The sequence below is a fragment of the Clostridium fermenticellae genome (assembly GCF_003600355.1).
Lineage (GTDB): Bacteria > Bacillota > Clostridia > Clostridiales > Clostridiaceae > Clostridium_AV > Clostridium_AV fermenticellae.
Window position 1 is genome coordinate 1,872,942 of the sequence record NZ_CP032416.1, and the last position, 25,280, is coordinate 1,898,221.

The following is a 25,280-nucleotide window of genomic DNA, read 5'->3' on the forward strand; positions in this document are numbered from 1 at the left end:
TTTTCCTTTCTATTTTAGTTCAAGATCTATTTTAAAATCTGTAAATTTGCTTTCTTTATCTGGGATATACATATTTTTTATATTAAATTTATTTTGATTATGTATATTTTTTATAATAGAAGTGTATTTTTCCCTTCCATCACCTTCGTTTATATACCCGGTTATACTTATATTTTTATCTTCTATACATATACTTTGAGATGTTATATTATTTAATATTTGCACTGGAAGACACTCAAATGATTCTAATGTTTTATTCTTATATTCTTCTTTTGTATATTGAGTATTTTGATTTTTTAAATTAATATCATTTATATAAGCGTTCATATCATTTAATCGATTCAAATTATACATATAAAATACAATAAGAATAATATTTATTGCCGCTAAAAACACACTAAAAATTCTTAAAATAAGTTTTTTTCTAAAATATCTTTTTTTCAAATACCATTCAGGTATAAAAAATAAATCTTTCATATTTTCCCCTCCAATTTTAGAAAAACAAATTATTTAATATCCTTACATTTGTAATAAACAGAAATCTCCTTTTTGACTTTTTTATACGGAAAATTTATAAAAAATATCTCTGGCTGATAAACACATTCTTTTAAACTTTCTCTTAAAATAAATTCATTTATACTATCTTTAATTTCATTCGAATTTAAATTTCTCAATATACCAGTTTGTATAATTTTAGAATTTTCACACTTCAGTAAATAAATCTTGTATCTATAATAAAAAACAATTATATGATTATTAATTTTTGTTTTCTTTTTTAATACATCAAATAGGTAAAACTGAATTGGATATATAGCTTTAAGTGAATTCCCAGTATCTATCCACTTTTTTAAGAAATTATCTTTATTCCATTTTAAACAAAACACCAAAACTTCCAGAGTACTTCCACAATCTTTATATACATCATAATTGAACAAAATATTATCTATATTTTTAAAAATATAAACTAGTTCCTGTTTTACTATAGAATGTAATTTATCTTTTCTAACTTTAGGAATCTTTATAATTTTTATAAGTATCTCTTCTCCAGTAAGAATTACATATAAATTCTTATTTTTAATATTTATGTATTCAGTATTAAATTCATCCAGACTATAACTTACTAAATTCCTATTCTTATCTCTGTATGAAACATTTCCTTCATTCAATTCAATAAAGAGTTTCTTTCCGATCAATCAAATTCCCCCTTTCTAAAGGAATAATCCAGACAATTGAAAAACACTTCATTATCTCTCACAATATATTTATATAATTCTTCCTTATAAAAGTCTTTTCCAACATAATAAACTACAATAAACGAATCATTTGCACTATTATACTTTATATAAGAACGTTCATAATTCACTATATTGTCATCTAATGAAGATATATACTCTTTTATGGAATTATCATTTATATCATTACAATGTGAATATATCAAGTTATTCAAATCCGTTAACATATACTCCCTGATTTTCTGAACTGGATCAACCATGCAGCAGTGATCTTTCATCTTCAAAACATTATTTCTCTGCATATATGATATTTTAAAGCAAATGATTGATATAAATATACATACACTTCCAATAAATAGAACATATATTAAGGTTAATCCTTTTCTTTTACTCTTTCTAATCCCAAACATCTTTTATAAATATTACCCCTCTTAGTTTCTATAGTTAAATATAAAACTCTATCTGATTGCTCAGCCTTAAAATCTTTAATATTTTTCAATATATTATTATTTGTAAAATCATATTTGCTATTATAAGATATGATAATATCACCATCTCTATCTTTTCTTATGTAATCATTTCTATTTTTGTCAGCATTTCTTACCATTATGCAATTATCATTTACATCTACATACTGTGAATAATTTATTTCATTTTCTATTATAAGAAATGCCTCATCCACATAAAAATTCTCTTTGCTTAAATTTATTTGTTGTCTATATATTTTCATGTATCTAAATATACATAGAACTCCCGCTGATGTTATTATTCCTATAAGAGATGTTACCATAAGTAATTCTATAAGCGTAAAACCCCTTTTTTTAGCTCTTATATTTACCTTTATAAATCTCACACTCCATAATTTTTCTTTTATTTATTCCCTCACTATACAATCCAATATTAATTTTCAAAATCTTATCACCAGATATATCTAATTTAATATACGTTTTCTGACCAGGTATATTATTTACGAACATTTTTGTAAATTTCAGCCTATCTATATTCTCTGAATTTATATTATAATATTCCATATATATTCTGGTCTGAGATCTTAATTGTTGAATTTCATCATAAGTACAATTGTAAAGCAAATTATTTTTCACATATTCCTCGAATATTGAATACGTATACATTTTTTTACAGTATTTTTGAATTCTATAACTCGCAGTCTGAACTGACAAAGCAGAAATAAATAGAATTGAAAACAAAGATATACTAAGCATGACCTCAATTAATGTAAATCCCTTGTTATTCTTTAAACTCAACATATGCACTTCCAACACACATAGTCACAAAATGACTTTGCCTTTCTCTATCAATATATTTTATTGTGCAGGCACTTTCGGTTATTCCACGATTGTCAATTTCAATCCTATTATTGTTTCTTACAGACATTAATTTAAATCCATCTGGCACCATCAAAGTATATATCCTATTAGTGGCATTTATAAATATAATATAATTTTTATCTAGGTCAAAATATATATACCCACCATTATTATGATCCCTACAATATGACTTTGAATTATTTATAAAATTTATAAGAGAACTTCCAAATTCCTCTGAATATATTTTATTTTGCAATTTATTAAAACCACTATAATTTATTAAACTATAACTAAAAACTATAAATATTATACTTAAACATAGAATCATCTCTATCAAAGTAAATCCCTTTGTTTTCATTAAATTATCACCCGTAGTTCATACTTATTATTTTTTTGGATAAATTTGATTTTCACCGTATTTCACAGTATATGTATTATCAGATGCATCTATATTTACAAGATACTTATTTTTATCACTCTCATAATAGATCTGAATTGATTGATCTCCTGTACCCAGATTAACATTATCTACTCTTTCAACAGATGTAAGTTCATCTATGTTTTTCTTAATATCCTGAACATCAAACCTTCCATCATTATCTCCATAGCTTGCCATAGCTGCTGTTTGAATTTGTTTAGCTGCATTTATAGCCTTGGTACTTTTAGCTTTACCTTGATAAGATGAGAATTTTGGTATCAAAAAACTCATAAGTACCAATATTATACTTATAACCAGCATTAACTCTATAAGTGTAAATCCCTTTGTTTTTTTAGATTTAATTTTCAACTTTATCCTCCTTTAAAATTAACCTATTGAATCCATAATATTTACTATAGGCAGAATCGCAGATATAACAAATGTTCCAACAAACAAAGCTAATATTAATATAGATACAGGTTCTATAAATTTAACTAGTTTTCTCAATTCATATTCTAAAGTAATTTGCATTTCCTCTCCTAACTTCAATAACATATTTTCTAAATTTCCACTTTCCTCTCCAACTTTAAGTGCATATAATAAAACCAAATCATCTATCTCATATTTGAACGAATCATATATGCCTCTTCCACTATTTATATACTGTAGAATTTTTGATATCTTATCTTCTATAAATTTATTATTTAGAACATTCATCGACTTTTCAATAGATGTTACAACATTACATCCTGAAGACATAAGTATACCTGACACCAATGAAAATCTTGATATTAATAATTTATTATATATATTTTTAACTATTGGTATCTTAAATTTTAAATAATCAAATTTTCTTCTGCCCTGATCACTTGATATATATCTTGAAAAGAAGAATATGGTTATAAATATTACAAAAATTATAATAGAAATATTATTTTTAAATTCATTTACCATACTTATGAACAAATAAGTAAAAAATGGAACCTTCGCGTGTATACTATTCAATGTTGTAATAAATTGAGGTATCACTGAACTAGTTATAAATAGTACAGTAAATATAGAAACAATAAAGACTATAATCGGATACATCAGTGATGATCTTATATTAACAGATAACTTGTATTGTTTTTTGTAATACTCTGATAAATCTTTCAAAATATCAGCAAGTTTTCCACTGTGCTCACCTACTCCTATCATCTCAAGCATAAAATACGGATATATATCATTAAATTGTTTCATACTATCATACATACTTTTGCCTTCTATTAAAGCAAAATAAATATTATATAAACTGTTTTTTATAACCTTGCGGTTACTGCCAAAGTATAGTATTCTGACTGCTTCAACTATACTTATTCCAGCATTCAACAATTCGGAAAGACTGTCGCAAAGCATACTTATCTCTTTAAAATTAGGCTTTCTATTAAATAATTTAAATAATCTATTTGAGCTACAGTATTCTATAAGAAAATATCCCTTTTCCCTTAAATTATTTGATAATTCATTTATGCTGCCTACATCAAGCTGCCCTTTTAATTTTTTCCCTTTAATATTTACGGCTGTATAATTGACAACTATTATATCCCTTCTCTCCTAAAATTTTAATTTCAAAAATTCTTCATAAGTAGTAACTCCCGATTTTATGAGATCTTTACAGTAATCATCTATTGATTTAAATTTATTTCTAAAATTGCACCATTCAAATTTATCACCAATATTCTTTTTAATTCCTTTAAAATCCACAATTTCATATACTACACTTCTATCCTTATATCCAGTATTCTCACATCTTAAACATCCTGTTCCTTTATATAACTTAAGACCATCGTTAACTTTAAGTTCTTCCCTCTCAGTTAATAAAGGAGAATACTCCTTTTTACAATATGGGCATATCTTTCTAATTAGTCTTTGAGATATCACTCCAATAAGAGCATCTCTTATAAAGTAATCCTTAACTCCCATATCCAGTAATCTTGATATAGACTCTAATGCTCCATTCGTATGAAGTGTACTTATAACAAGATGACCGGTAATTGCAGCTCTTATAGCAATTTTAGCAGTTTCTTCATCCCTTATTTCACCTACCATAATCACATCGGGATCCTGCCTTAGTATTGATCTAAGCCCCTTTGGAAAATTAAATCCCAATTTCAAATTAACATTCACCTGATTGACATTTTCTATCATATATTCAACTGGATCTTCAATACTTGTGATATTAATTTTATTTTTATTCATACTATTTAAAATAGAATAAACTGTCGTTGTTTTACCACTTCCGGTCGGACCGGTAATTAGAATCAATCCACAAGGTCTATTTACCATTGAATGAATTATATTTATATCATTATCTTTAAATCCAAGTAGCTTTAAATTGTTAAGCTTATCTGATCTGTGCAAAATTCTTATCACTATTTTTTCACCAAAAAATACAGGAAGTGTTGAAACTCTGAAATCATATTTATCTTTATTATACATATACTGAATTTTTCCATCCTGCGGCATTCTTTTTTCAGTTATATTAATTCCAGACATTATTTTAATCCTTGTACTCAAATGAGAATATATATCTCTTGGAATTTTAATAAACTCATGCATTATACCATCTATCCTAAATCTTACCACAACATAACTCTCAAAAGGTTCTATATGAATGTCACTCGCCTGTTTACAAATAGCAGCATTTATTATATAATTAACCGTTTTCACAATTGGCACATCATTCATATTTTCCGAATATTGAACACTCTTAATTTCACTTTTTAAAACATTGCTGTTTCTGCCGGAACGTGTATTCTCCAAAGCCATCTGTACACTATACTTACAGTAATATGTATTTATTAAATTAGCTATTTTAAATTTATCAGCGTAGAATAATTTTAACCTTTTATTTGTTATAAACTTAAGTTTTTCAATCACAGATTGCTTCAACTCTGAAGATACAGCTATATAAAGTTCTCCTTCCTCTTCTTTGAATGCAATTATAGAATTATCAACAGCTATTTTCTCAGGAATACTCCTTATAACCTCAATATCTATTTTTATATTTTCTAAATCTATAAATTTACTTTTATCTATAAGATTCAATTTATATTTCCTCCAATAATCATGTACTAATATTTCAATTATTACCAAATATTTTTTATATTAAACACATAACATACATTTACTTCACAATGATCCAAATTTACCTTTATAATTTTGTATTTTATGTTATAATTTTATAATATAACCATTTAAAATAAATATCTTAACAAATCTTTAAAGTATATTAATTTGGTATATTTATAAATAAAATCTATAAAAGATATTAATTGTATAGGAGGGAAAATGAATATTGTAATCGAAATAATTTCAAATGCCATAGAAGCTTTGCTTTTTTTAATAACATTTGAGATAATATCAAACAATAGAAAATTTATAAAAGAAAATAAATCTAAAACCCTATGGTTTTGTTTAATATATATAACTGTTAATTACCTTAGCACATTCTATATTAGCAAAATTTATCATACGATGGTGCTCTGTGTATTTTGTATTCTGTTATTATCATATATCACAAAAATTGAGTTTTTTATATCATGTACAATATTTTTTTCATTCTTTTCAATTATATTTATAACTGAAAACTTAACAGAAGTTATTGAAATGTTTGTATTTGATATTACTTTAGATCAGCTTTTTTCAACCTCAGTATATTCGTTAATTTTTTTAATAGTATCAAAGTTCTTTCAAATATTCATTGTGCTACTTATTTTTAAATATAGTAAACATTTCATTAAATTTAACACATTTGATCATGAAAATACATTTATATCTAGTTTTATAGTTCAAATTGGAATTTTTAGCATGTTTGTGTTTATAATAACTTTCCAAATATTTGATCTAAAAGATACCAGAATTTACAACATTCTAGTATTCATCCTGTATTTTGTTTTTCTAATAATAGAATTCAAAGAAATGAAAAAATATTACAAATTTATAGATATAAAATCAAATTATAGAGTTCAAGAAAAACAAATAAAAAATATGAAGGAAATAATCAGTATAATTAGACAAGAAAAGCATGATTTTTCTAATCATATCAACGTTATATGGGGATTGTGCTCACTTAACAAACCAAATACAGTTGAAAAAATCAAAGATTATATAGACCAAGTTTCAGATACACTTCATTCATCATTTAAATACATAAATACGGGCAATGATTATTTAGATGGATTAATGTCTATTAAATATAATCTCGCAATCAAAAATAGTATAGATTTTGATATAATGATTGAAGAACCTTTTAGTAAATTAAAGATAAAAGAAAATGAATTAATAAGTATCATCAGCAATATTATAGATAATGCATTTGAGGCATTTGAACCGGAATTCAAGATTGACGAAAAAAAGATAACATTTGATACATTTATTGAGGACAATAAATTCTGCATCGAAATATCAGATAATGCAAGTATGATTCCAGTAGATATCCAAAATAAAATTTTTGAAAAAGGATTTTCCACAAAGTCAAAGAAAACAAGTGATCATGGTTTCGGTCTATACATTACTAAACAGTTGATTGAAAAAAATGGAGGAACCATAACTCTCGAAAGCACTCCCCAAATAACCACATTTTTAGTTGCTTTTATGCTTAAAAAATAGGTTTTATATGGTCCAGGTTTAACTTACCTTCCGGTCGGGATTTCTAAAATACGTCACGTAAAAAATTTCTAGTAAGTCTAAGCTTGTGTTCATAAAAATCTAAGCAGATTTTATAAACTCACTTTGTTCAAACATATAAAATCTGCTTAGATTTTTAAGAACGCTTCGCTAAGACGTACTACAAAATTTTTTAATGTGCCTTAATTTTAGAAATCCCGGCCTACGAATAAGTTAAGAATTAGTTTAACTAACTTTTTAACTATGCCCCTGACATCACACAAGTCAATGATTGTCATGATATATTTTATATGTTCCATCTTCATCAGAAATTAAGTTTATGGAATTTTCGCCTTTTAAATAAACAAATACACTATATTTATCATTATTAGAATTTAACAGATCACTTCCTGTAAAAAATACATTACCACCATTGTCACAAGCTATTCCCCCATATAAATTCACATATTTCGGAAAATCATAACTGACTTTATCTATTTCAAGATTTTTAGGTGAAAATTTATATAAATTTGCATGTCCACCATATTCTGTTGCTAATAAATATAATTCATCATCTTTTTTATCAAATACTGAATCATATACACTTATCATACTACCCTTTACAGAGCTAACTTTATTAGTTAAATTATTATAGTAATAAAAATTATCACCATTTGTCTGCCTTGAAAGTATAAATAAATTACCCTCTAAAAGCTTAAAATAAATACAATATCCATCGATTTTATCACAATAAATACTTTCTTTCTTATTATTTAAATCATACATATATATCTTACTCGAACTGTCTTTTCCTGATTTTATCCCATAATATAATATATGATTATCATCCAGCCATTCATATAAATTTCCTGAAACTAGTACATCAGAATTTAAATTTATATATTTATTCTTATATATATCATATATACACATACCTTCTGCACTTTGAACAGAATCATTTCTATACTTTCTAAATGCAATCCTGCTTCCCGATGGATTCAATTTTAAATCCTCTGCTGAATAAAAATCATTTAACTCAGCAGTTTTTCCATTATTTAATATTTGTATGGAGCTTTTAATAAGATTGTTCCCTTTAGAAATATCTGTTGAGTAAACATATACCGATTTTTTTGAATTATATACTAATTCTCTTATTGCATTAAAAGAACCTAAACTTCTCAATTCATAATTTTCAATATTATATATATCGGAATTTTTATTATTAAATACAGTTACCATTTTAAGAGATGGTATATCAATTTTTGCAGCAGTTGTGTCATTTTTAGTGTTATTTAATAAAATAATTAAAACAACAGCAAAAATAAATAATAAGGATGTTAAAATTCTCACCACATTTTTCATTAAATTTCTAATTCCCCTTTAAAAGAAATCAATGCTGGACCTGTCATAAACACTCCATTTTCTTTTATTTGAACTAATAATTTACCACCAGGAATATGGACTTCAACCTTATCTCCTGTAAAACCAAGCTTATTTGCTGCTATAACAGACGAGCAGTTTCCAGTTCCACACGCCAAAGTTGCTCCTGCTCCCCTTTCCCAGGTCTTAACTTTAATTTTGTTTTTATCTACTATTTCACAGAAATTAACATTTGTACCTTCAGGAAAAAGTTCATATTTTTCAATATACTTTCCTTCATTAATATCAAAATCATCCAAGTTTCCGAAAATAATTGTATGTGGCACTCCCATAAGCATTGTCGTTATATTATATTCTCTACCATGCAATTTTATTTTCTTATTTACAATTTCATCCTCACAATTTGCAGGTATAGATTTACAATCAAAGGATGGTTTTCCCATATTTATTGTAACTTTCTCAACCTTACTATTTTCCATATGTAAAAAAGCATCTTTTACCCCGTCGCCGGTTTCTATTTTAATTGGATTAGAATCTACTATATGATTATCCCATACATATTTTGCAAAACATCTTATACCATTTCCACACATAGATGCATAAGAACCATCAGAATTTATTATAACCATCTGAATTTGTGCAATTTCACTATTACGGACAATAAGTATTCCATCTCCACCGATTCCAAAGTGTCTGTCACATAATATTTTTGCTATTTGGCTTTCTTTACCCTTAAATTCACATTTTCTATCGTCTATTATTACAAAATCATTTCCATTTCCATTCATTTTAACAAATTTCATTCTTATTTCCCGCCCTTCAAAGCCTATAGGTTATATTATAGGGTTTATAATTCCAGGCTTAAGTTATACGTAAGCTGACATTTCCAAAATGTAGGCACATTAAAAAATTTTTTAGTAAATCTTGGTGAAGTATTTTTGAAAATCTTAGTAGCTTTTATATGTTTGAGCCTGCGAGTTTATAAAATCTGCTTAATTTTTTATAAATATGAACTTAGACTTACTGGCAATTTTTTAGGTGACGAATTTTGGAAATGTCAGCTGAAGTATAACTTAAGCTTTCATTTATAAACCATATATAGTAAAACTTAAAATTAGTTTACTACTTAGACGTCCTTTTATCAATACCATTTACTTTATTTTAAAATTCTAAAATGATATAATACTATAAGCCGAAATTTCATTATTGTATAAGCAGAAAGGATGATAAAATGTCTCTAGATGGAATTTTTTTATATACATTAATTGATGAATTAAAAAAATATTTATTAAATGGAAAAGTAGAAAAAGTAAATCAACCGGAAAAAGATGAAATTGTACTTTCCATAAAAAACAGCAGAAAAACATATAAATTATTAATAAGTGCAAGCCCTGTATACCCGAAAATACACATAACAAATGCAATTAAATCCAACCCAATTACACCACCAATGTTTTGTATGGTTCTTAGGAAATATATAAATTCAAGCAAACTTATTAATATAAGGCAGCTTGATACCGACAGGATAATATTTTTAGATTTCAAGAGCACAGATGAACTTGGCTTTAATAGTATATACACATTGGTAATTGAAATTATGGGAAGACACAGTAATATAACTTTAGTCAGAAGTAGAGACAATATGATAATGGACAGTATAAAACATATTGGTCTGGAAATAAATACTGTAAGATGCATTTACCCGAACATACCATATATACTTCCGCCAAAATCGTTAAAACTCAATCCATTTGATTATACTTTTCATGATTTAACTAATTTTTTAAACGACAATGAAATCAAGTATGACAAAAAATTTTTTTCGAGTACTTTTACTGGAATAAGCACACTCTTTTCAAATGAATTATTTTATAGGTTTACAAAAAATAACAATGAATTTACATTTAATAATATAAAATATATAAATAACTTTTTCATTAGTATAATGTCTGATATTAAAAGCAATAACTTTTATTTTTCTTCTTATTTTGACGGAAATATCGCAAAAGATTTCTATTGTCAGCAAATGACACAGTTTAAAAATTTAGAGGAGAAAATATATTCATCACCTTCTAAACTTATAGAGGAATTCTACTACAAAAAAGACAAAAATGACAGATTAAAAAACAAATCATCGGATTTACAAAAACTTCTAAATGTAAATTTAGATAGATGTAACAAAAAAGTTAAGATACTTAAAAATAATTTAACAGAATGTTTGTCTAAAGATAAATACATGCTCTATGGCAATTTACTGACATCAAATATATATAGTATGAAAAAAGGTGATTCGGCAATCACTGTACAAAACTATTATGATGAAAATTTACCATCTGTTGAAATCAAACTAAATAATAGTAAAACACCTTCTGAAAATATTCAAGCCTATTTTAAAAAGTATAATAAAATGAAAAAAACAGAAGAAGCAGCTAAGTCCCAATTAGAAATCACTAAAAACGAAATAGAATACCTTGAATCAGTTATTACAAATTTAAGAAATGCAGACGACTATGAAAGCATAGAAGAGATAAAAAAAGAACTTATGTCCACAGGATATATCAGATTCAAAAAAAATATACATTCTAAAAAAACGAAACCTTTAAAACCCCTGAAATTTATATCAAGTGATGGTATTGATATATATGTTGGTAAAAATAATTTTCAAAATGACTATCTAACATTAAAATTTGCAGATAAAAGAGATATATGGATGCATACAAAAAATATACCGGGCTCGCATGTCATAGTAAAAAACTTTAAAGACGTACCAGATAGGACTTTAGAGGAAGCCGCCAAGCTCGCCGCCTACTATAGTAAAAGCAAAGAATCTTCTAAAGTTCCTGTAGATTATACACAAGCAAAGAATGTACATAAACCTAATGGTGCAAAACCTGGTATGGTAATATACTATACCAACAAAACAATATATGTAGATCCAGAAAAACCTAAAATAGAAGAAATACTAAAGTAATTAAAGAGGTGCAGTTTTAAATTGATATTTAAAACTGCACCTCTTTATATATATTCTAAACTGCCTCTTTATGTTCTCTTATTTCATTGTCTGGTTCCTCAGAAAGACTCTTCTTTGGAAGTACAAGATTCAAAAAGATTCCAACTAAAGTTGCAAGCGCTATTCCGGCTATTTCTACATCAGCACCATTGAACTTAAATTTTAATGAGGCTCCGCCTATTCCGAGCACCATTATTACTGAAGCAATTAATAGATTTCTCTTTTCACCGAAGTCTATTTTATCCTCCACAAATATTCTAAAACCAGATGATGCTATTATACCAAACAATAATATACTGACCCCGCCCATTACAGGTAATGGCATATTTTCTATTATTGTTGATATTGGTCCTATAAAAGAAAGTATTATTGCAATTATAGCAGCTCCACCTATTACCCATACACTGTAAACTTTAGTTATTGCCATTACTCCTATGTTTTCTCCATAAGTTGTATTTGGAGGGCCTCCAACAAATCCTGCAAACATGGTAGCTACTCCATCGCCTAATATCGATCTATGAAGACCTGGTTCTTTAGTAAAATCTCTGCCTACCACATTATTTGTAACATATATGTGTCCTATATGCTCTGCAATTGTTACAAATGAAACTGGTGCCATAAGCATCATTGCACTAAAATTAAATTTAGGTGTCATAAACTGTGGTATTCTAAAAATTTTTGTACTTGCTACAGTTTGAAGTACACTATGTGGTATTACTCCAAGTACAAGTGCCGAAATATATCCGGTTATCATAGCTATAAGTACAGGTATAACTCCTAAAAATCCCTTAAAATACATACTTCCAAACACACCAACAGCTAAAGTAATCATAGATACAGTTACCCAGGCCCACCTTGGAGCGCTTTGAAGTGAAGCATCAGTATAGCTTAAATTCAATCCAGCCCAATTTATAGCTGTTTGAGCCATGCTAAGTCCTATTACTATTACAATAGATCCTACTACTATTGGTGACAAAATTCTATTCAGCCATTTTATACCACAGAATCTTATTATTAATGAAACTATCATATAAATAAAACCAGCTGCTATAACACCTGAAAGCATTGCCTGCGGTCCATAATTTTTAGAAGCCACTGTCATAGGTGCTATAAATGCAAATGACGAACCTATATAAGCCGGCAGTTTCGCCTTGGTACATAAAATATAGAGAAGTGTTCCAACTCCGCTGCAAAAAAGTGCAATTGATGGGCTCATGCCCGTAAGTATTGGAACTAATATTGTAGCTCCAACCATAGCAAACAAATGCTGAAAACTAAGTGGTATTGTTTTAATTATAGGTAGTTTTTCTTCTACATCAATGTAATTTTTCATTTATCCTTCTCCTTTTTAGCCTCTCTGGACTATTTTAAAAGTAGTACACAAGACTATATTAATTTATATTATAATTCATATATTTTTACAGAATCTTTTTCATCAATTTCCATAAGTTCTACTGAGACCATTTCCCCTTTAGATGTTGGAATATTTTTTCCAACATAATCAGGCCTTATAGGTAATTCCCTATGTCCTCTGTCTATTAATACCGCAAGTTGTATCATTTTGGGTCTTCCTGCATGCATAATTGCATCTATCGCAGCTCTTACTGTCCTTCCAGTATATATTACATCGTCAATCAATATTACTTTTTTATTCTCAACATTGATTAAGTCTACATCTTTTATTACTGGCTGCTCATTTAATTTACTAAGATCATCTCTATATAAAGTTATATCAACACTTTCTACTTTTAATTTCACTCCCTCTATGTTTTCTATCATCTGAGCTATTCTCTCTGCCAGCGGATACCCTCTCCTTTTTATACCAACTAATACAATATCCTCAGCACCTTTGTTTTTCTCTATTATCTCGTGAGATATTCGTGTCAAAGTTCTCTTTATACCTTTATCATCAAGTATAATAGTCTTAAGTTCCATATACTTCACCTCCAAACAACAAGGAAATATAAAAACAATCAAAAATAATGCCCACACTCAGTGAGTATGGACATGTTTTATCTTTTAATACAATAACATTATAAAACCTTCTGACCTCACTGGATCACTCTTAAAGGAATTTTAAATTTTAAATAAAATCGTATTTCTTAAACCTCTTTTATCATTTTAGCACATAAATATCACTATTTCAACTCTGACTTTAGAATATTTAATATTCTTTTAAAATAAGGAGGAAGATCAGTTTCAAATTCTACATATTTACCACTTGAAGGATGTATAAAACCAAGCTTTTTAGCGTGAAGCATCTGTCCTTCTAATTTAAATTTTTGTTTTTTATACCCATATACATGATCTCCTACTAGAGGATGCCCTATATAAGTCATATGAACTCTTATCTGGTGTGTTCTTCCAGTTTCTAAAACACATTTTAAAAGAGTATTATTTTTAAATTTATTCAAAATATTGTAATGGGTAACCGCCCTTCTTCCATCACTTACAACAGCCATTTTTATTCTGTCTACTGGATGTCTTCCAAGTGGCGCATCTACTGTACCATCTTCTTTTATAATTCCTTCGGTAAGCGCAACATATTCTCTTATAATAGAATGTTCTTTAAACTGATATGCCAGTTTATTATGTGCATTATCATTTTTGGCAACTACTAAAACCCCGGATGTATCCTTGTCAATTCTATGAACTATACCAGGCCTCATAACTCCATTTATTCCTGACAAATCCTTACAGTGATTTAAAAGTGCATTTACTAAGGTCCCACTGTATAATCCTGGTGCCGGATGAACTACCATGCCCTGAGGTTTATTTACAACAATAACATCACTATCCTCATATACTATATCAAGCTTTATATCCTCCGGTTCTATATTTAATCCAACTGGATCTGGAATTGTAATTTTAATTATGTCATTTTTTCTGAGTTTATAATTACTCTTCTTTACATTACCATTTACACTTACCATTTTATTTGATATAAGCTGCTGAATATATGATCTTGACTTTTCGTCTATACATTGTGTTAAAAATATATCCAGTCTCATATCTTCAAAAATACCATCCGCAATAAAACTCTTAATTTCCATATCCATCTTCCTTTATCAAATAAAATGCAAGAAGAGAAGTACCTATTACCACTGTAACATCAGCAACATTAAAAGTAGGGAAATAATAAATGTCTCTATAGTGCACTAATATAAAATCTACTACATATCCGTAAAAAATTCTATCAAATAAGTTTCCAACTGCACCACCTAATATAAGAGCTATACTAATTTTTAATATTCTGGAATTCGGTTTATACCTTAAAAAGTAATATATAACTCCTGCTATTACAATAAATGTTATAACAACCAAAAGAATTACTCTATTTTGTAATATTCCAAATGCTGCACCTCTGTTCTCCAGGTATGAAAAACCAAATATGTTTTTTAAAATAACTATTTCAGGTACTTTTGTAAGTATATTAAGTGCCCATAATTTTGTTATTCTATCCAGTATCAGCACTACTATAACAACTAAAAATTCCATTTATTTCCCCCTAACATCAAATCAGAGTGTGCCGTTTTATGGTAATTGATTCTTATATTCACTATTACTTATAGCATCTAAAGGATCAGTATACTCTTCAACTTCATCTGTACATTCTTCTGTTATATTTTTCCTCCTATTAAACATCCCAACTGAATCATAACTATCTTCCATATCAAATTCAACCTGATTGTTACTGTCATCTACATTATTCATCGTATCCTCAAGTACATCCTCTTCAGGAGGCCTATTATTGTTTTCACTAGGTTTTGCGTCATCAATAACTTCCTGACAATGTATACAGTATTCAGCATATGGAACAGCCCTTAACCTGTCAAGTGAAATTTCTTTTCCACACCTTTTGCATACTCCATAGGTACCAGCTTCTATACTACTTAGTGCATTATCTATTTTACTTATCATTGCTGTTTCATTCTTTTGAAGAGCCATTCCCCTTTGCCTGTCATAAAGCATTCCAGCAGTATCAGCTCCGTGATTATCATATAAAGACAATTCACTCTCTGCCTCTATATTTGACTTTATAGTTTTATTTTCTTCCATCTGTTCTAAAAGATTGCATGTCGAGTCTTTTTGTTTTTCCAATCTATTCTTAAATTCTTTTAACAATCTGTCATCCATAATTATGACTCCTCTCATTTATATTTTAATACACATATATTTTGATTAAAAGAAGAATCATTTATTCTACATATGACTGATAGTTTAGAGGTTTCTATTAGCTATAGGGTTTGTAATTCCAAGCTTAAGTTATACGTAAGCTGACATTTCCAAAGTGTAGACACATTAAAAAATTTCTTAGTAAATCTTAGTGAAGTATTTTTGAAAATCTTAGTAGATTCTATATGTTTGAGCCTGCGAGTTTATAAAATCTGCTTAGATTTTTATAAATATGTATATTCTAACTGCAAAGCATATTCTTCAAAATTTGAGTGGAATTCTTAATGGCAATTGGAGCAAATTTCTCATATTCCATATGTGCACCATTATTTGCATTGTCAGATATAGATCTTATTACAACAAAAGGTATATTATTTAAGTAGCAAACTTGAGCAATACTACCACCTTCCATTTCACATGCAAGTGCATCAAACTTTTCATTTAGCCATTTTATTTTAGATGTATTTGATATAAATTGATCGCCTGTTACTATTCTACCAACAAAACTCTTATGATCACTAGTAGTTACAAATGCCCTCTTAGCACTCGAAACTAATGCATTATCACATTTAAATTCAAATGTATCAAGTCTTGGTACCTGACCTACCGGATCACCAAATGCTGATGCATCCATATCATGCTGCACCAGATTATCTGCAATAACAACATCTCCAGGATATACATTTTGTCCTATACCACCTGCAATACCAACATTTATAACTTTATCTACATTAAAGTCATCTATTAAAATTTGTGTGCAGACAGCTGCATTAACTTTTCCAATTCCACATCTCACAACAACCAAATTTTTGTTATATAATTTTCCTAAATTAAAAGTCATATTTGCTTTAACTTGGCTTTCCTGTTTTTCCATTTCCTTCAAAAGTAGTTCAAGTTCTTCATCCATAGCTCCTATTATTCCAACTGTCATTTTAAATACCTCCTATAATCTGAATCAATATGATATCATTATATCACACTTATAAATTCTTACTAATCCTAAAAAAATCTCACTCATATGAGTGGGATTTTTTTAATCTTTTACAAAAAAATTTTTTATCTCTCGAAGTTCATTTTCATCATTCAAAAATCCAGATATCTGACCATTATTTTCTATGTCTTCATCAACACTAATAACTTCATTGGAATTTAGATTATCATCAGCTGATACCTCTATCTCCTTTTCATATATACTATCATGATTCATATCATTTTTCTTATTCTGAGCAACTGTATTCTCACTAGTCTCATATCCTATATTATAGTTTTTGACAAACTCTTTCTCCATATCATCAAACATTTCCAGCTGAGAAGTTATAAAACCCCTATACTTTGTCCTAAACTTGCAAAAGTCTTGTTTGACTCTTTCAAACTCATCATTTATCTGTATTATATCGCTATGAGCTTTATCAATTATCCTCTGTGCAGCTTCATTAGCATTTTTTATTATAAGTTCACTCTCTTTTTGTGCATTTTCCCTTGCTTGTTCTGAAGCATTCTGTGCTAAGAGTAAAGTATTTTGTATAGTATTCTCCATTTTATTATAGTGATCTATCTTTTCTTGTATACTTCCTAACTTCTCTTTTAAGGTCGCATTTTCCTTTAAGACAGCTTCATAATCATCAGATATCTTATCCAAAAATTCATCTACTTCATCTACACTATAACCCCTTAAAACCTTCTTAAAATCCTTTTCTGTTATCTCCATCGATGTAATTTTCATTGTGAACACCTCAAATCAAATAAATTTTTTTATCAAAACCTTAGTTTTCCCGCTGCCTGTCCAGCCTATATTTTCTATTAATTTATATTTTCCATATCCACTTATAGTTATTACACAATTACATTTTAAAACTCCATCTTTTTTAAAGTTTTTCGAGTAATCTACAAGTACCTTATCACTTTTAATTAAATCTTCCGCTTTATTTCTTGAAATATTACACAAAGAACTAATTACACAATCAACTCTAAGAGAGGAAACATTCACAACAATATCTTGAAAGTCATATACTGGAATTTCGCAATCATTTACATTTAATATACTTACATCACAGGGAGATTTCCCTATGCTTACCAAATTCATCTTTATATAATCAGAAACTTCACATTGAACTGCTAAATAACATGAGTTACCTTTTACAATCAAATCTCCAAACTTTTCTCTCTTTATCCCAAGTGACATAATTGCACCAAGATAATCCCTATGCCCTAACTTACAAAATTTCGACTTTTTATCTATCCTCATAAGAGTAATAGGATAATCAATTACATCTCCATCATAAGAAAAAGCAATCATTTTTCTCTGTGCATCCTCAAATACTCCATAACTATAAACACCCACATCAAGTTCATTAGAAATATCTTCTAATGTTTTCCAGATATTAGGTGTCAAAAATTCAGTCATATATACTGTTTTATTTATATTACCAGCCAAAATAATTTTTTCATAGATATTAGAAGCTGTATTACTATCTACAAATCCCATCTTACCCATAAAGGTTTTCTTATTCATAAAATACTAAATACTATCCTTTCTAACAAATCCAATATAAGCAAAGCCACTATAGGTGAAAAATCAATCATCAAACCTGGCATGATTTTCTCTTGAAGTTTCCTTCCCGGCATCATAAATGGTTCAGTAAACACATGAATTATGTCAAGAAGGGCATTGCTTCTTCCCGGCATAATCCACGAAAATATTACATCTAATATTATAGCTGCTTCTATAAATCTAAACAGTAAAGACAATGCCATACTCAAAGTATTAGTTATCATCTTTTCCTCCACATATTATTTATTCCAGCCAAAAATACCTTTAGTAGATAATTCATTTTTAAAATCATTGCTAACCTCTACAGTTGATGGAGAAAGTATATAAACTCCCTTTTCTACTTCTTCCAAATCTCCACCTAATGCATAACTTGCACCACCCATAAAATCTAAAAGCCTTTGAGCTGTTCTTGTTTCCAAATCAGTAGTATTAATAACTATTATCTTTCTATTTTTAAGTTCATCGCATATATCAGCTGCTTCCTCATAGCTAGTCGGTTTTACAATTCTAACCTTTGCAGAAATTGTAGTATGTATACTTACAAGTTTGTTTTGCTTTCTTGAATTAGACATTATAGGTTCAACATAAGAATCATCATTTGCTGCTTTCTTTTTTTCTGATAAATCTTCAGCTTCTTCTATCTCTTCGTCTAAATCATCCTCCAGTCCTAAAAATCCCATCATTTTATTAAGTACTTTACCAGCCATTTTAATTTTCCTCCTCTATTTATTATTGTAGTCTCTCTTTCCAAATACACCCTCACCAACTCTTACCATATTAGAGCCTTCTTCTACTGCATATCTGTAATCATGAGTCATTCCCATAGATAAAATATCCATTTCAATATTTTTGAACTTCCTTCTCTTTAGATTGTCAAATATATTTTTCATCTGATTGAAATACATCCTGCACGTTCTCTCATCGCCTTTTGGTATTACAGCCATAAGTCCCTTAATATTGACATTCGTGCATTGTTCACATTTCTTTATTAATTCTTCTAAATTTTCAAGATAAATTCCCGTTTTGCTTTCCTCTTTGCCAATATTTATTTGTATCAAAGCATTACAAACTTTGCCGCCGTTTTTATACTGCTTTTCTATCTCATCTAATAGCCTTACACTATCTAATGAATGAATAAGATATACTTTTCCAACAATATATTTAACCTTATTTCTCTGAAGATGCCCTATCATGTGCCATCTTATATCATCTGGCAATTTATCATATTTATTAACAAGCTCTTGTACTTTATTCTCACCAAAATCTCTAATTCCAAAATCATAGGCTTCCTTAATTAAAGATATAGGTTTGGTTTTAGAAACAGCTATTAAAGTTACCCCTTCAGGTAAATTATTTTTAACACCTTTAATATTTTCCTCAATTGACAACTTTATCGTCTCCTTTAATGTCATTAAATACATACCTTATTAGTATTATTCTCCATACAGTTTAAAATTCCTTCATAAATTAATTATTTTTTGATATATATTTAAAAATCTTTAAAGTGCGAGAAAAATTAGTCTTCATTCTTCATAAAGCCTATCTTTTCTTCCCCATTATATGCAGGAACCTTAACATTATTAATCTGCTTTACATCTACATTTATATTTCTGACTGTTAGACTTTTTAAATAGTTTTCATTAGATATCATATAATTATACATAACATCCTTATTTCCAATAGCATATATCACAAATGGAGCTGCTATTTTTATACCGTTTATTCTTAAAAAAGGTCCACTGCAATATACCTCGCTTCTGTCTATTATTCGCTGTCCATTTAGAGATATGGCCTCAGCTCCGGCATTTTTCAAATCATTTATAACCTGTATTATATCAGTATTATGTATAATTCTGAGTTGATATTCAAATTGGTTGGAAGCATCTTTTGTGTTGCCATCATCAAGCGTTATTAATACTCCCTGACCCTGCAGTGGAACTCTACCAAGGACTATATTATTTTCATTTAATTCTTCCTTCATGCTTGTTGTGATTTTCTCTCTATTTTCACTGTCATTCTTATACTTCTTTACTTTAGATGCATAATCATTATATTGGTTAATAAGACCGGTGATTTCGCTATAAAGCCCGTTTTTATAATTATAGGCATCCTGATACTGCTTTGCATTTAAAACAATTCTATTTGTTTGCCTAGAAAAACTTATATTCATTGAAATTAATATTCCTATAATTATAGAAGCTATGAAAACAAGTATGTTAGCTTCATTATTTTTCATCTATTTCACCTCATTGCCGGGATTTAGCTTTTTCAAGCAAAAGCCGTCTTATAGTTGCAAAATTATCAAATATTCTCCCACCAAAGACTATCACAGCAGCAAGATATATAGGTACTCCTAATTTATCTCCAAGATAGGCAAGCGCAGCAGCCAAAACTGCATTGCCAAAAAAACCAGATATAAATATATCAGCCCGAAAATTCTTATGTAAACTTCCCTTTATAGCTCCAAAAACAGAATCCAAGCAGGCAAGTATTGCAACTGACATATAAGGAGAAAACTTATCAGGAATATTTACATTCCATACAATACCTACAATAATTCCTATTATAAGGCCGATAAACCCTAACAAAATAACACCTCCATGATCTAACTTACCGGTTTTGCATATTCAAACTTATAAGTTTTATTATATTTTTTTATAGTAATATTATCTGACTTTTCAAATTTAACATCACATAATCCCTTAAAATCTGCAAAGACCTCCGGGAAACTCATAGCACTATTTAACAATTTTTCATCACCTATTGCCTGTATAACTATTTGAGAAGATGGTGATATTTTTTCATCATTCACTAAAATATAATTGCCAGCATTTCTTATTCCGGTTCTTGAAACAATCCTTATATCATTTATTGATATTGCCTCCGCTCCGGCAAATCTCAATTCATTAACTAAATAAACAAGATGTTTGTCTGTTATATGATCATTTAAATTATCATTACCAAACAATTTATTATTCGGATTTAGATAAATTACTATACCCGGTCCCTTCACATCAGTTGATCCTGTAAGTATTCTGCTCTCTTCAACTTCTTTTAGGAGATTTTTAGTAGCATCACTTTTACCAGCTGCTGCCTCTTCATAATTCGTAATTTGATTTTCAAGAGAATTTATCTTAGCATTAAGTTCATTCTTTTCTTTTTTATATTGTTCAATTTCTACAGTAACATCTGTGCTATTATTATTTGATATACTAAAATCATTGTCCTGTTTCATCAAAGTTTTAAACTGATACGCAAGCATAAATCCTAGTATTCCACAGACTATGGCCACACTAATTTGAGCATTAACTTTACGCATACAACAAACATCCTCCTACTTTTGAATGAAATATACTGGATTCCCATTAAAACTTACATTAATGTATCCATTTGCATCCTGCAACTGCTTTTCTTGAATTATATTTAGAGCTCTATTAAATTTCTGTTCAATATTTTCTTCATCTCCAAGTTCTATACACATATTTTTATAATATACTTTTAAATCAATAGAATTGCTTATATCAGCAAAAGTTATATTAGGTCCTATCTTACTATCCTCAAATATCTTAGATAAAATATTTATAATACCTATTTTTCTGCTGTCTCCATTTTCGACAGGTTCTCCAATTTCTTTTTTACCAAGACTTATACCATTTAGCTTAATCAATTTCATATCATTTATATTATTTTTCTTTTCTAATATTATACCATTTCCATCTATAACAAAGTAGTTGCCGCCGTCCATAGTATAAAAAACTGCCTGTCTCTCTGTAACATTTATTGCAATCGTAGACGGAAATACTCTCACTATATTTGCATCTGCTATATAAGGATTACTTAAAATATTATCAACTGCCCCTTTAGTGTTAACATAAAATATATTATTATTAAAATATATTTTAGAAGATTCAATTATACTGTCTTTAGAGATATTCTTATTTCCATATACTTTTATACTATTTATATTAAAATATGGAAGCTTCAAGCATAGTATAATAAACAAAGATACCATTAGTATAAATATCAAAGTGAACTTTTTTAACCTTATACGTCTTCTGCGCTTTAATATTAACTCATTATCCGTTTTTTTCAATAATAATCCCATGGAGTAACTAACCACCTTATCCTATTAAGTAATTTATTAAAATTACAATCTTGCAAATTAATCCATATATAACTTAAATCAGTTATTATTTTACTATAAATATAATAACACTTACCTTATATAATTTCACTAAAATACATATTAAATTTTACTAAACATTTATTAAATTTTTCATAGGAATTTTATGCCAAATAAAAATTGCTGTCAGATCCAAGCTATGCTTATCTTGACAGCAATTTAAAATAAGAATTTACGTATCTGTTTTCTGACGTGATATATTAAGTAATACACCTACCGCCACTAAATTAATTACAAGTGATGACCCTCCATAACTTATGAATGGAAGAGGAACTCCAGTTACAGGCATAGCTCCTGTTACAACTGCTATATTTATTATTGCCTGTATTGCTATAACAGATGTTATACCTGCAGCCAAAAGTGTACCATAGGTATCACTTGCCTTCACTGATGTTACTATTCCTCTCCATATAAATACTATAAATAATACAACTATTAATGTACATCCTATAAGTCCTAATTCTTCACCTATTATCGAGAATATAAAATCATTATGAGGTTCCGGTATATAATAACACTTTTGCCTCGACCTTCCAAGACCCATCCCCCATATTCCACCTGATCCCAGAGCCAAAAGTGACTGGATAAGCTGATAGCCATCTTTCTTAGGATCCTTCCATGGATCAAGGAAACTTGTAAATCTTGCCATTCTATAAGGTTCAAGGATAATACCTGCCACACCTAACAACACAACCAGTCCTATAAGTCCAAGAATGTGAGATGTTTTGGCACCAGATATATATAATACAATTAAAGTAACAAGCATTATTACAGCTGCAATACTCAAATTTTTCTCTATAAATACCATACCTGCATAGAAACCAGAAGTTATTATGTATGGGAGTATGCCATAAGTAAATGTTTTTATTTTTTCACCTTTTTTGGATATACTCTTAGCCATAAATATCACAACAATATACTTTGCTATTTCAGAAGGCTGAAAAGAGAGCGGACCGAGTTGAATCCATCTTGTGGCACCATTAACAGGCTGAAAAGCTAAAACCAGTGCTAATAATACCACCGTTATTATCATAAGTATTGTTGTATATTTCCTTATCTTATGGTAATCCATCTTTATAGTTATAAACATAAAAACTACACCTATTATTGCTGCAACTCCCTGTTTCTTTAAAAAATATGTGCTGTCTTTTATAGCTGTGTTAAAAAAAGCACTGTAGGAACTTGCGCTGTAAACCATAACTACACCAATGGCAACTAATAGCATTACAGTGGAAAATAATATAAAATCAATAGGTTTAGTTCTAACTGCAGGTTTATTTATTTTCATAATATACCTATTTCCTCCCAAAACAAATTACTAATTTAAGTAATTAAAACTATATGGTCTAAATTATAATGATAAGAAGCCTAATAAGCAAAGTATTACAGTGACTATACAAAATACTGAAACGACTTTAGTTTCATGCCATCCAGATAATTCAAAATGATGGTGTATAGGACTCATTTTAAATACTCTTTTACCTGTAAGTTTAAATGAAACCACCTGAATCAAAACAGATAAAGTTTCCAAAACATATATTCCACCTACTATTATAACCAATAATGGTAATTTTAATATCAATGCTGTAGTTGCAACTGCTCCTCCTAAAGCTAGTGAACCAGTATCGCCCATAAATATTTGTGCTGGGAATGCATTATATTTTAAAAATCCAAGCAGAGCTCCGGACAGCACTGCACAAAATATCGCTAGAGTTTGATGCCCCATTGCAAAACTTACAAGTGCAAAAAAAGTCATTACTAAAAGCGTAACCGATGTTGCAAGTCCATCTAATCCATCAGTCAAGTTGACTGCATTAGTTGTAGCAGCAAAATAAAATATAACAAATGGAATATACATAGCTCCTAGATTCCATGATCTATGCAGAAATGGAACTATTATAGATGTACCTATATAAGGATTCTTAGATGCATAATATGCAAAAAAGCCTGATACTATAAGGATTAAAAGCATTTTTTGATATGCCCTAAGCCCTAAATTCTTTTTGCGGTGAATTTTTAGAAAATCATCTATACCGCCTATAACTCCAAAAGCTACAAAGGCGTACAATACCACCATAGCTTCATCACCAGTTCTTCTTATCATGACAAACATCGTAATGAATGAAGATAATATAAATATTATTCCTCCCATAGTAGGCGTTCCCGCTTTCTTCATATGGCTTTTAGGACCTTCTTCCCTTATGCTCTGTCCAAACTTTAATCTGTGAAGAAGCGGAATTATAATAGGCCCTTCCAATAATGATATAAAAAACGCAATTAATACTGAATAAACCAATATACTCAAAACTTAGTCTACCCTAATTTAATACAATTAGAGTATATTCACCTCCTCTT

The 25,280-nt window shown here is 28.6% G+C and carries 30 protein-coding genes; 2 read left to right on the forward strand and 28 right to left on the reverse strand.

What is annotated here, in order from left to right; translation table 11 throughout:
* Positions 1–9: 9 nt before the first annotated feature.
* The 9 genes from D4Z93_RS08720 to D4Z93_RS08760 form a co-directional block, all read right to left on the reverse strand.
* Positions 10–477, reverse strand: a complete 468-nt coding sequence (locus tag D4Z93_RS08720; protein ID WP_119972619.1) for a hypothetical protein — start codon at positions 475–477, stop codon at positions 10–12.
* Between the two features lie 29 nt (positions 478–506).
* A complete protein-coding gene (locus tag D4Z93_RS08725; protein WP_119972622.1) occupies positions 507–1,193 on the reverse strand; it encodes a hypothetical protein in 687 nt (228 codons plus the stop codon).
* On the reverse strand, positions 1,190–1,642 hold the full coding sequence (locus D4Z93_RS08730; RefSeq protein WP_119972624.1) for a hypothetical protein: 453 nt from the start codon (positions 1,640–1,642) through the stop codon (positions 1,190–1,192). Before D4Z93_RS08730 ends, D4Z93_RS08725 begins: the two co-directional genes overlap by 4 nt.
* A complete protein-coding gene (locus D4Z93_RS08735; protein ID WP_119972627.1) occupies positions 1,606–2,085 on the reverse strand; it encodes a prepilin-type N-terminal cleavage/methylation domain-containing protein in 480 nt (159 codons plus the stop codon). The genes D4Z93_RS08730 and D4Z93_RS08735 overlap by 37 nt, the downstream gene beginning before the upstream one ends.
* Entirely contained in the window at positions 2,054–2,500 is a 447-nt protein-coding gene (locus tag D4Z93_RS08740; protein WP_119972629.1) for a prepilin-type N-terminal cleavage/methylation domain-containing protein, read from the reverse strand. Before D4Z93_RS08740 ends, D4Z93_RS08735 begins: the two co-directional genes overlap by 32 nt.
* Complete coding sequence (locus D4Z93_RS08745; protein WP_119972632.1) at positions 2,481–2,918, reverse strand: type II secretion system protein; 438 nt, start codon at positions 2,916–2,918, stop codon at positions 2,481–2,483. Before D4Z93_RS08745 ends, D4Z93_RS08740 begins: the two co-directional genes overlap by 20 nt.
* 27 nt (positions 2,919–2,945) lie before the next feature.
* A complete protein-coding gene (locus D4Z93_RS08750) occupies positions 2,946–3,353 on the reverse strand; it encodes a type II secretion system protein (protein ID WP_199798432.1) in 408 nt (135 codons plus the stop codon).
* Positions 3,354–3,365: 12 nt separating this feature from the next.
* Complete coding sequence (locus D4Z93_RS08755) at positions 3,366–4,373, reverse strand: type II secretion system F family protein (RefSeq protein ID WP_119972637.1); 1,008 nt, start codon at positions 4,371–4,373, stop codon at positions 3,366–3,368.
* A gap of 198 nt (positions 4,374–4,571) precedes the next feature.
* The gene (locus D4Z93_RS08760) at positions 4,572–6,065 is read right to left on the reverse strand and encodes a GspE/PulE family protein (protein WP_243105917.1); all 1,494 of its coding nucleotides are present in this window, start codon (positions 6,063–6,065) and stop codon (positions 4,572–4,574) included.
* A gap of 243 nt (positions 6,066–6,308) precedes the next feature.
* Between D4Z93_RS08760 and D4Z93_RS08765 the strand changes: the two genes are divergently transcribed.
* Positions 6,309–7,628: a sensor histidine kinase gene (locus tag D4Z93_RS08765; protein WP_119972640.1), complete on the forward strand. Its 1,320-nt coding sequence runs from the start codon at positions 6,309–6,311 to the stop codon at positions 7,626–7,628.
* Positions 7,629–7,910: 282 nt separating this feature from the next.
* On the opposite strand, the gene D4Z93_RS08770 is transcribed toward D4Z93_RS08765, so the two are convergent.
* Both D4Z93_RS08770 and dapF read right to left on the reverse strand, forming a co-directional pair.
* Entirely contained in the window at positions 7,911–8,987 is a 1,077-nt protein-coding gene (locus D4Z93_RS08770) for a hypothetical protein (protein ID WP_119972643.1), read from the reverse strand.
* Positions 8,987–9,808, reverse strand: a complete 822-nt coding sequence (dapF, locus tag D4Z93_RS08775; protein ID WP_119972646.1) for a diaminopimelate epimerase — start codon at positions 9,806–9,808, stop codon at positions 8,987–8,989. Before dapF ends, D4Z93_RS08770 begins: the two co-directional genes overlap by 1 nt.
* Positions 9,809–10,236: 428 nt before the next feature.
* Between dapF and D4Z93_RS08780 the strand changes: the two genes are divergently transcribed.
* Positions 10,237–11,976: an Rqc2 family fibronectin-binding protein gene (locus tag D4Z93_RS08780; protein ID WP_119972648.1), complete on the forward strand. Its 1,740-nt coding sequence runs from the start codon at positions 10,237–10,239 to the stop codon at positions 11,974–11,976.
* A gap of 55 nt (positions 11,977–12,031) precedes the next feature.
* On the opposite strand, the gene uraA is transcribed toward D4Z93_RS08780, so the two are convergent.
* The 17 genes from uraA to mraY all read right to left on the reverse strand — a co-directional run bounded on the left by uraA (position 12,032) and on the right by mraY (position 25,230).
* Positions 12,032–13,348, reverse strand: a complete 1,317-nt coding sequence (gene uraA, locus D4Z93_RS08785) for a uracil permease (protein WP_119972651.1) — start codon at positions 13,346–13,348, stop codon at positions 12,032–12,034.
* Positions 13,349–13,416: 68 nt separating this feature from the next.
* Positions 13,417–13,950 carry a bifunctional pyr operon transcriptional regulator/uracil phosphoribosyltransferase PyrR gene (gene pyrR, locus D4Z93_RS08790; protein ID WP_119972654.1) on the reverse strand — a complete coding sequence of 178 codons (534 nt, stop codon included), beginning with the start codon at positions 13,948–13,950 and terminating at the stop codon, positions 13,417–13,419.
* A gap of 203 nt (positions 13,951–14,153) precedes the next feature.
* Complete coding sequence (locus D4Z93_RS08795; RefSeq protein WP_119972657.1) at positions 14,154–15,068, reverse strand: RluA family pseudouridine synthase; 915 nt, start codon at positions 15,066–15,068, stop codon at positions 14,154–14,156.
* Positions 15,058–15,513 (reverse strand): signal peptidase II, encoded by a 456-nt coding sequence (gene lspA / locus D4Z93_RS08800; RefSeq protein WP_119972659.1) that lies wholly within the window; start codon positions 15,511–15,513, stop codon positions 15,058–15,060. The genes D4Z93_RS08795 and lspA overlap by 11 nt, the downstream gene beginning before the upstream one ends.
* A gap of 36 nt (positions 15,514–15,549) precedes the next feature.
* A complete protein-coding gene (locus D4Z93_RS08805; protein ID WP_119972662.1) occupies positions 15,550–16,152 on the reverse strand; it encodes a TraR/DksA C4-type zinc finger protein in 603 nt (200 codons plus the stop codon).
* A gap of 280 nt (positions 16,153–16,432) precedes the next feature.
* On the reverse strand, positions 16,433–17,122 hold the full coding sequence (locus D4Z93_RS08810; protein ID WP_119972665.1) for a 5'-methylthioadenosine/adenosylhomocysteine nucleosidase: 690 nt from the start codon (positions 17,120–17,122) through the stop codon (positions 16,433–16,435).
* 102 nt (positions 17,123–17,224) lie between these two features.
* A complete protein-coding gene (locus tag D4Z93_RS08815; RefSeq protein WP_119972667.1) occupies positions 17,225–17,914 on the reverse strand; it encodes a DivIVA domain-containing protein in 690 nt (229 codons plus the stop codon).
* 15 nt (positions 17,915–17,929) lie between these two features.
* Positions 17,930–18,703, reverse strand: coding sequence for a YlmH family RNA-binding protein (locus D4Z93_RS08820; RefSeq protein ID WP_119972670.1), 774 nt, complete (start codon positions 18,701–18,703; stop codon positions 17,930–17,932).
* Positions 18,700–18,966, reverse strand: a complete 267-nt coding sequence (locus D4Z93_RS08825; protein WP_119972673.1) for a YggT family protein — start codon at positions 18,964–18,966, stop codon at positions 18,700–18,702. The genes D4Z93_RS08820 and D4Z93_RS08825 overlap by 4 nt, the downstream gene beginning before the upstream one ends.
* A 15-nt stretch (positions 18,967–18,981) precedes the next feature.
* A complete protein-coding gene (locus D4Z93_RS08830) occupies positions 18,982–19,449 on the reverse strand; it encodes a cell division protein SepF (RefSeq protein WP_119972675.1) in 468 nt (155 codons plus the stop codon).
* Positions 19,450–19,464: 15 nt separating this feature from the next.
* On the reverse strand, positions 19,465–20,130 hold the full coding sequence (locus D4Z93_RS08835) for a YggS family pyridoxal phosphate-dependent enzyme (RefSeq protein WP_119972678.1): 666 nt from the start codon (positions 20,128–20,130) through the stop codon (positions 19,465–19,467).
* 128 nt (positions 20,131–20,258) lie between these two features.
* On the reverse strand, positions 20,259–20,978 hold the full coding sequence (locus D4Z93_RS08840; RefSeq protein ID WP_119972680.1) for a DUF881 domain-containing protein: 720 nt from the start codon (positions 20,976–20,978) through the stop codon (positions 20,259–20,261).
* A gap of 10 nt (positions 20,979–20,988) precedes the next feature.
* Complete coding sequence (locus D4Z93_RS08845) at positions 20,989–21,330, reverse strand: small basic family protein (protein WP_119972683.1); 342 nt, start codon at positions 21,328–21,330, stop codon at positions 20,989–20,991.
* Between the two features lie 17 nt (positions 21,331–21,347).
* Positions 21,348–22,061 (reverse strand): DUF881 domain-containing protein, encoded by a 714-nt coding sequence (locus tag D4Z93_RS08850; protein WP_119972686.1) that lies wholly within the window; start codon positions 22,059–22,061, stop codon positions 21,348–21,350.
* A 15-nt stretch (positions 22,062–22,076) separates the two neighbouring features.
* The gene (locus D4Z93_RS08855; protein ID WP_119972688.1) at positions 22,077–22,847 is read right to left on the reverse strand and encodes a cell division protein FtsQ/DivIB; all 771 of its coding nucleotides are present in this window, start codon (positions 22,845–22,847) and stop codon (positions 22,077–22,079) included.
* Between the two features lie 250 nt (positions 22,848–23,097).
* Entirely contained in the window at positions 23,098–24,213 is a 1,116-nt protein-coding gene (spoVE, locus tag D4Z93_RS08860; protein WP_119972690.1) for a stage V sporulation protein E, read from the reverse strand.
* A 63-nt stretch (positions 24,214–24,276) separates the two neighbouring features.
* Positions 24,277–25,230, reverse strand: a complete 954-nt coding sequence (gene mraY / locus D4Z93_RS08865; protein WP_119972693.1) for a phospho-N-acetylmuramoyl-pentapeptide-transferase — start codon at positions 25,228–25,230, stop codon at positions 24,277–24,279.
* Positions 25,231–25,280 lie beyond the last annotated feature (50 nt).

Excerpts from the sequence above, each read along its gene's own strand:
- D4Z93_RS08720 (WP_119972619.1), bottom strand. The coding sequence starts at position 477 with ATGAAAGATTTATTTTTTATACCTGAATGGTATTTGAAAAAAAGATAT.
- D4Z93_RS08730 (WP_119972624.1), bottom strand. The coding sequence starts at position 1,642 with ATGTTTGGGATTAGAAAGAGTAAAAGAAAAGGATTAACCTTAATATAT.
- D4Z93_RS08740 (WP_119972629.1), bottom strand. The coding sequence starts at position 2,500 with ATGTTGAGTTTAAAGAATAACAAGGGATTTACATTAATTGAGGTCATG.
- D4Z93_RS08745 (WP_119972632.1), bottom strand. The coding sequence starts at position 2,918 with ATGAAAACAAAGGGATTTACTTTGATAGAGATGATTCTATGTTTAAGT.
- D4Z93_RS08755 (WP_119972637.1), bottom strand. The coding sequence starts at position 4,373 with ATGCTTTGCGACAGTCTTTCCGAATTGTTGAATGCTGGAATAAGTATA.
- D4Z93_RS08765 (WP_119972640.1), top strand. The coding sequence starts at position 6,309 with ATGAATATTGTAATCGAAATAATTTCAAATGCCATAGAAGCTTTGCTT.
- D4Z93_RS08770 (WP_119972643.1), bottom strand. The coding sequence starts at position 8,987 with ATGAAAAATGTGGTGAGAATTTTAACATCCTTATTATTTATTTTTGCT.
- dapF (WP_119972646.1), bottom strand. The coding sequence starts at position 9,808 with ATGAAATTTGTTAAAATGAATGGAAATGGAAATGATTTTGTAATAATA.
- D4Z93_RS08780 (WP_119972648.1), top strand. The coding sequence starts at position 10,237 with ATGTCTCTAGATGGAATTTTTTTATATACATTAATTGATGAATTAAAA.
- uraA (WP_119972651.1), bottom strand. The coding sequence starts at position 13,348 with ATGAAAAATTACATTGATGTAGAAGAAAAACTACCTATAATTAAAACA.
- pyrR (WP_119972654.1), bottom strand. The coding sequence starts at position 13,950 with ATGGAACTTAAGACTATTATACTTGATGATAAAGGTATAAAGAGAACT.
- D4Z93_RS08795 (WP_119972657.1), bottom strand. The coding sequence starts at position 15,068 with ATGGAAATTAAGAGTTTTATTGCGGATGGTATTTTTGAAGATATGAGA.
- lspA (WP_119972659.1), bottom strand. The coding sequence starts at position 15,513 with ATGGAATTTTTAGTTGTTATAGTAGTGCTGATACTGGATAGAATAACA.
- D4Z93_RS08805 (WP_119972662.1), bottom strand. The coding sequence starts at position 16,152 with ATGGATGACAGATTGTTAAAAGAATTTAAGAATAGATTGGAAAAACAA.
- D4Z93_RS08810 (WP_119972665.1), bottom strand. The coding sequence starts at position 17,122 with ATGACAGTTGGAATAATAGGAGCTATGGATGAAGAACTTGAACTACTT.
- D4Z93_RS08815 (WP_119972667.1), bottom strand. The coding sequence starts at position 17,914 with ATGAAAATTACATCGATGGAGATAACAGAAAAGGATTTTAAGAAGGTT.
- D4Z93_RS08820 (WP_119972670.1), bottom strand. The coding sequence starts at position 18,703 with ATGAATAAGAAAACCTTTATGGGTAAGATGGGATTTGTAGATAGTAAT.
- D4Z93_RS08825 (WP_119972673.1), bottom strand. The coding sequence starts at position 18,966 with ATGATAACTAATACTTTGAGTATGGCATTGTCTTTACTGTTTAGATTT.
- D4Z93_RS08830 (WP_119972675.1), bottom strand. The coding sequence starts at position 19,449 with ATGGCTGGTAAAGTACTTAATAAAATGATGGGATTTTTAGGACTGGAG.
- D4Z93_RS08840 (WP_119972680.1), bottom strand. The coding sequence starts at position 20,978 with ATGAAAAATAATGAAGCTAACATACTTGTTTTCATAGCTTCTATAATT.
- D4Z93_RS08850 (WP_119972686.1), bottom strand. The coding sequence starts at position 22,061 with ATGCGTAAAGTTAATGCTCAAATTAGTGTGGCCATAGTCTGTGGAATA.
- D4Z93_RS08855 (WP_119972688.1), bottom strand. The coding sequence starts at position 22,847 with ATGGGATTATTATTGAAAAAAACGGATAATGAGTTAATATTAAAGCGC.
- spoVE (WP_119972690.1), bottom strand. The coding sequence starts at position 24,213 with ATGAAAATAAATAAACCTGCAGTTAGAACTAAACCTATTGATTTTATA.